General features: G+C 36.8%; 3 protein-coding genes and 1 pseudogene. 3 read left to right on the top strand and 1 reads right to left on the bottom strand.

The genetic code is table 11. The annotated features are described in order from the left end of the window. A partial coding sequence (locus L950_RS32535) for a potassium transporter TrkG (protein WP_231577008.1) occupies positions 1-1,815 on the top strand: 1,815 nt, incomplete at its 5' end. Positions 1,816-1,908: 93 nt separating this feature from the next. Beyond that, entirely contained in the window at positions 1,909-4,386 is a 2,478-nt protein-coding gene (locus tag L950_RS08810) for a YfhO family protein (RefSeq protein ID WP_021190725.1), read from the top strand. A 35-nt stretch (positions 4,387-4,421) separates the two neighbouring features. On the opposite strand, the pseudogene L950_RS08805 reads toward L950_RS08810, so the two are convergent. Then, positions 4,422-5,017, bottom strand: a pseudogene (locus L950_RS08805) (ribonuclease HII). A gap of 431 nt (positions 5,018-5,448) precedes the next feature. Between L950_RS08805 and L950_RS35180 the strand changes: the two are divergent. After that, the gene (locus tag L950_RS35180) at positions 5,449-7,260 is read left to right on the top strand and encodes an outer membrane beta-barrel protein (protein WP_197086322.1); all 1,812 of its coding nucleotides are present in this window, start codon (positions 5,449-5,451) and stop codon (positions 7,258-7,260) included.

Raw genomic sequence — 7,260 nt, 5'->3', positions numbered from 1 at the left:
TTTTTCGGATACTTCTTTTCAGGTGGTTTTTCGTTCAAGAATCAATTGATGTTTGGCGAAATTCTTGGTGAAAATAAAGTGGGATCGGTGGTTAAAACACTTCTCACGATAATTTTTATTACATTATTATTTGAACTTCTCGGTGCTTTATTAATCTTTAGCACGCTAGATGCAACTCTTTTTCCTTCTCTGGGAAATCAGGTGTTTTTCGCTATTTTTCATTCTGTATCTTCTTTTTGTAATGCTGGTTTTTCGATCCTAACGGATGGAATCACCAATGATGGCTATAAATTTAATTACAACTTCCAATTGGCTTTGTCTGTATTATTTATACTAGGTGGATTGGGTTTTGGGATCGTATTGAATATTTATTCCTATGTAAAAGATTCTTGTATTTACTGGTATCATCGGTTGGTGACGAAGAAGAATTATAAGCATAAAGCTTGGAACTTCAGTTTTAATTCAAAATTAGTGCTGGCGTGTAATGCGGTTGTCGTTGTGTTGGCAACAATATTCTTTTTTCTGTTAGAGCGGAACAAGACTCTTTCTTTGGAACAGGGGCAGATGGGCGAGTGGATAACCTCATTTTTTATGGCCAATGCTTCGCGTTCGGCTGGATTTAATAGTGTTGATCTCTCATTTGTATCCATGCCCACAGTCTTGTTAATTATCCTACTCATGTGGGTAGGAGCATCTCCTGGTTCCACTGGTGGTGGTGTTAAAGTTACGACCATTGCGGTGTCTATAATGAATATCATTGCTTTGGCAAGAGGAAAAGAGCATATTGAACTTTTTAAAAGACGGATCGCAGGCGAATCTGTACATAAAGCATTTGCCATTATTCTATTGTCGCTATTTACGATCGGTGTGAGTTTTATGCTGCTGGTTTTTTCAGATCCTGATAAGAGTTTTAAAGCATTGTTATTTGAGGCAGTATCTGCCTATACGACCTGTGGGCTGAGCTTGGGAATTACACCATCTTTGAGTGTTGCAGGTAAATTTATTGTAATGATGACGATGTTTGTCGGTCGTGTCGGTACATTGACATTATTGGTGGCTTTTATTAAAAATATAACACGAAGAAATTACACTTTCCAGAGGAAAAGATACTCTATTAATCGAATTTATATGAAATATATCGTTTTAGGACTAGGGCATTTTGGACGATCACTTGCAGTTCATTTGACAGAATTGGGGCATGAGGTGATCGGGGCGGATAAAAGTCTGATTATTGTTGAGCAATTAAAAGATAAAGTAACACATACGGTCTGTCTGGATACAACAGACCGGGAGGCAGTATCATCTTTACCGCTTAAGGACTGCCATGCCGTTATTATTGCTATTGGAGAGGATGAAGGAGCTTCATTGCTAACAGTAGCTTTAATGAAACAATTAAAAGTAAAGCGAATCATAGGAAGAATTGTTTCGGACCTTCAGAAAACAGTGCTTGAAGCAATGGAAATCGCCGAATACATTATGCCAGAGGAAGAGGCTGCAGAAAGGCTAGCGATGCGTTTGGACAATATTGATATTGTAGATTCATTCAAAGTATCTGAAAAATACAGTATTATTGAGACAAAAGTTCCATCAAAATATGTTGGAATGACCCTTCGTGAAGCTAACCTAACTAATCTTTTTAAAGTGATCGTCATGACAACACTCAAGATAACCGAGGTAAAAGATAGCATCAAAAAGAAAGAAATTAAGGAGGCTTCGGGTATAGCGACTTCGGAAACATTATTGGAAGAAGGGAATATATTGGTTCTTTTTGGTGAATTGTCGAATATTAATAAGCTTATCCAAAAAGGGGAATAGGAGAAATAAGTCTTGGGTTTGGAAAATAATATAAATTGTAAAATCAAATGTATATTTTTGGTTTTCGTAAGTTTTAATAACCTAATAATATAAATGAAAAATTGGTTTAAGGAAAATTCAGCACATCTTATCGTGATAGCGATTTTTGTAGCGCTTGTATTCTTTTATTTTACTCCAGTGTGGCAAGGGCAGACTTTGGCACAAAGTGATGTTGTGCAGGCTCAAGCTGCACAGAAGGAAATGTTCGATTATAAAGCTCAAGATGGAAAAGCTCCGTTGTGGACAAATTCAATGTTTGGTGGCATGCCCACTTATCAAATCTGGTCTGCAAGTGAAAATAATATTGGAACCTATATCTTAGCGGCGGTCAAAACCGTTTTTCCACAACCCATTGATATCGTTTTATTTTATTTATTGGGAGGGTATTTCTTATTGAGTGTATTACGTGTTCGACCATGGCTAGCCGCATTAGGCGCCGTTGCTATTGCGTTTACATCTTATAATTTTATTTATATCGAAGCTGGACACGTCACAAAAGCGTATGCTATTGCTTTTATTCCTGCTGTCATAGGAGCGGTGATCATGTGCTTTAGAGGGAGCAGAGTTTGGGGCCCTGTTCTGTTGGCCTTATTTATGGCTCTTGAGATCCGTGTCAACCATTTACAAATGACTTATTATATGCTTATCGCATTGATGGTTTATGTAATCTTTGCCTTGGTATACGCCATTCGTGATAAAAAGATCAAGGAGTTTTTTATTGCTTCGGGTTTACAGTTGGCTGCAGTAATTGTCGCTATTTTAGTGAATGCTTCGATTTTAATTCCCACTTATGAGTACAGTAAATTAAGTACACGCGGTCACGCCAATATTACTAAAGTGGATGCCTCGAAAGAAAAGGGATTAGATAAACAATATGCTTACGAATGGAGCCAAGGTGTAGGAGAAACATTGACATTTTTGATTCCGAATGCGTATGGAGGAGGAAATAGTGGTATTTTGGATGAAAAGTCTAATGTCGCAAAGTTTTTGCAGTCTACTTTTGGAGCACAGGGAATGAGCACTGTTCAGGCAGGTGAATTCGCAAGTAGAATGCCGGTTTATTGGGGAGACAAACCATTTACTTCTGGTCCATGGTATTTTGGAGCTGGTGTATTGTTTCTTTTCATTTTAGGTCTATTTATTGTCAACAATAGACTAAAATGGTGGATTCTTACAACAACTGTCCTAATTTTATTGCTGTCGTTCGGAAAGAATTTTACATTGGTTTCAGACATATTCTTTGACTACTTCCCGATGTACAATAAGTTCAGAGCGGTCGAGTCGATATTGGTGATCGCGGCAATTTTGATTCCATTGATGGCGGTGTTAACGTTGAATGAGTTGATCACAAAGGCAGATAAAATTGAGAAATTAGATAAGAAAGTACTGTATACTTTTATCGGATTAGGTGCTATTTGTTTACTTGTTGCTTTTGTACCAGATCTATTTTTAAGTTTTAAAAAGAAAGAGGATGTGCAATTGCTGGAGCAACTGACAAGCCAGGTCGGTGATCAGGCAGTTGCAAATCAGTGGTTAAACAATTTAATAAAAGATCGTTCGGCAGTGGCGAGTGCAGATGCGTATCGTTCTTTTGCCATCGTTTTGATTACCTTTTTAGCAGTATGGTTTTTTATTAAGAAGAAGCTTTCTGCAAATGTTTTGATTATTGGATTGGCGGTTGTTTTTCTGTTTGATCTCTGGAGTGTCGATAAGCGCTTTTTAAATGACAAATCATTTGTAGAGAAACGCATGGTAACAGGTCAGGCTTTTCAAGAGCGGGAGGTCGATCAATTGATTCGTATGGACAAGGATTTGAGTTACCGTGTCATTGATTTAACCACAAATCCATTTTCAGATGCCCGTGCGTCATATTATCATAAATCTTTAGGTGGTTACCATGCTGCGAAATTGATGCGGTTTCAGGAGATTTTGGAGAACCAATTTAATGGAGCTATAAACGAAGACGTGTTGGATATGTTTAATGTCCGTTATGTCATTACAGGAGATGAACAAAAGGGGCAACGGATACAACGTAGAAGTTCTGCTGCTGGAAATGCCTGGTTTGTTGATCAAGTAACATTTGTTAAAGACAATGCGCAGGAGATGCAGGCGATTGGTAGTTTCACTCCTTCAAAAGAGGCTTTTGTTAGTGAAGAATTTAAAGATAAATTTGACGGTAAACGTTTAGGTTTGCCCGTTAATGCATCGATAAAGCTGACTTCTTACCATCCTGATAAAATGGTTTATGAATATTCTACTCCTACAGATGCATTTGCTGTATTCTCTGAGGTATATTATGAAAAAGGCTGGAAGGCTTTTGTTGACGGTAAAGAGGTGCCAATTATACGTGCTGACTATATTCTGAGAGCATTACAATTACCAGGTGGGAATCATAAGGTCGAGTTTATTTTCGATCCGGCATCTCATAAGCTCGGTAATATATTGACATTAATTGCGTCCATAATTTTAGGATTAGGGATTGCTGTTGCAATTTACTTCTCAATCAAAAAGAATAAAAAAGCAACAATCTAGAAAGATTGTTGCTAAAAATAATTTTTTAAAAACCTTTAGAATAACTTGAGCTGTGGATCAGTTATTCTAAAGGTTTTTCTATGATGTGGTGTTATTCCTCTGGCAAGTACTGCACTTCTGTGCTTGACTGTAGGGTAGCCCTTATTGTTTAGCCAATCATACTCAGGATAATCTTTTGCAATATTGTCCATATAATCATCACGGTACGTTTTAGCTAAGATGGATGCTGCCGCAATAGATAAATATTTTCCGTCACCTTTAACAATACAATTATGGGGGATTTCCTGATAGGGAATAAATTTATTACCATCGACTAAAATGTACTCGGCTTTTAATTTTAATTGATCCAGAGCTCGATGCATGGCGACATAAGAGGCATTATGAATATTTATCCGATCAATCTCTTCTGCGGAAACGCTAGCTACTGCATATGCTAAAGCCTCCTGCTCTATAATACTGCGCAATTGCATTCTTTTTTTGCACTAAGCTGCTTGGAGTCATTTAATACTTCATGATGGTAGTCTTTTGGGAAAATCACTGCAGCAGCAAAAACTGGCCCCGCCAAACAACCTCTCCCAGCCTCATCACAACCCGCCTCTATAAACTCATCTTGAAAATATGATAATAGCATTTTATTTATTTTTGAGTAGCAAAAATACAATATATTATTAATAGCAAAAGGATGTGTTTATAGTAGCTTTATATATGAATTGTGGTATTTGATTTTTTGAACAAAATGCGAACGATTTTTTATACTTCGATTCATCTTTAAAAAGTTTTTATTAGCCCGCCAACTGTCGTGAAATTAGGTTTTATTGTAACTATTATGTTAAAATTTAGGTTTTACGTTTATTAACACTACTATTTTCTTCTTTTGTATAAGTATCAAATGAATATAACCCTGTGCTGTATACGATCGTTGTTTACCTGTTGGCTTTATTCTTTATGTTAGAAAGATTCAGTACAGCGTATCATGAGATGAATGGGAAGATTGGGTTGATTTATTTGAGCCTGGTGGGATTACCACACAGAATAAGAACCGATAATTACAAAAAGATGTATATGATGAGGATTACTTTCCTTTTATTTTGCAGTATGTTATTGAGCTGGGTTGCTCAAGGACAGACGAAATCCGTTCAAGGGATGTTGAAAGATGACAAGATTCGTGTTGTCGCTGGAGCTTCAGTAAAATTGATTTCAGATCAAGATTCCCTAGTAACCAGTTCTTCGATTGCCGGTATATTTATTTTTAATAATGTAAAGGCGAGTAAGTTTAAAATTTCTGTTTCAAACTTAGGTTTTGAAAGATTTGAGCAAGAGTTTACCTATCCGGAAGGAGAAAGTAAATACATTATTCCAAGCTTTACATTAAAGCCGGCCTCAGAATTATTGGAAGAAGTGGTTATTGATGGTGTGCCGACTATTGTTGTTAAAGGTGATACATTGGAATATACCATGAAGGATCTAAAATTACGAGATGGATCTGTGGCCGAAGATGCGTTGAAGAAATTACAGGGAGTTGAGGTGGATAAAGACGGTAATGTAACTGCTCAAGGTGAATCCGTGAAACGTGTACGCATTAACGGTAAAGATTTCTTTGGTGGGGATGTCAAAACTGCAACACAGAATCTTCCTGCCAATATCATTGAGAAGATGCAGATTGTTGATGACTATGGAGATATGGCCAATATAACAGGCAACAAAAATGGTGATTCGGAGAAAGTTTTGAATATCCAGATTGATCCCAAATATAATAAAGGGCAAATGGCAACTTTACGTGCTGGTTACGGTACAGAAGACCGTTATCAAGCTACCGGTATGTGGATGGGTATGAGAGAAGGAGAGCAGATTTCTATTTTAGGAAATCTTAATAATACAAATGCACCATTATTTGATTTTAATACTACCGGTGGGGGAGCTCGCCGTCAACAAGGTGGTGGAGGTCGTCGAGGTGGCGGTATGTTTGGTGGATCAGATGGTTTGACAAAATTGGGCTCAATTGGTTTGAATGCAAGGAAAGATTTTTCGGATAAGCTGACTGTTTATGGAAGCTATAGCTACAGTCATAGTGATAATACTACTTTGTCCGAGCAATTTCAAGAGATTACCTTGAGAGGTATCACGCAAAATGATAGTATAAAGTCAAACTCAAATAATATTGGTGCCAGTCATCGTTTCGAGGCCAATCTGGAATGGAAACCATCGACAAAGGATTATATTAAAATAACACCTCAGTTTGGATTTGATGATGGTGATGCGAATACAGTAACAAATTCGATTACTTTTAGAAATGAGGAATTTAATAATTCGCAAGATCAAAGTATTTTTTCAAATTCAACGGCCCCGCGTTATGGTATAAGTGGTTTATATAATCGTAAGTTGAATGAAAATGGCCGTAATATTTTCATGAATATGAATTATAATAACGCCAAAACAGATAAGGATCAAAATGCAATATTACAACGATTATTGGAAGATCCTAATAATGCTGATGCCTCTTTAAATTCAATCTACGAGAAAACTATCCAAGAAGCAAAAAATAAGAGTTGGAATGCGGGAGGTTCATTGAACTACACAGAACCTTTGTCAAAGAACGGTAAATTAGAATTTACATATGACTTCAATAAGAATAAATATGATAATTCAAACCAACAACAGGGTTATGATAAAGATGAAAATGAGATTCTTAACGATCCTAAATTGAACTTTGATTATAATTATGACTACTCGTTCACAACGCATAGAGTTGGAGCTAATTATTTGTATAGTGGAGAAAAAGTAACTTATTCCATTGGTGCGGCCGCGCAACCGTCTCAATTAAGAGGTAGTGCCTTGAGTTCAGATTTATCTGTACCTATCATCGTAATAACTTGA

The sequence above is a fragment of the Sphingobacterium sp. IITKGP-BTPF85 genome, assembly GCF_001006065.1.
GTDB classification, from domain to species: Bacteria; Bacteroidota; Bacteroidia; order Sphingobacteriales; family Sphingobacteriaceae; genus Sphingobacterium; species Sphingobacterium anhuiense.
This window is presented reverse-complemented; position numbering and strand designations above follow the sequence as displayed.

Coding starts and splice junctions, on each gene's coding strand:
- L950_RS08810 (WP_021190725.1), top strand. CDS start 1,909: ATGAAAAATTGGTTTAAGGAAAATTCAGCACATCTTATCGTGATAGCG.
- L950_RS35180 (WP_197086322.1), top strand. CDS start 5,449: ATGATGAGGATTACTTTCCTTTTATTTTGCAGTATGTTATTGAGCTGG.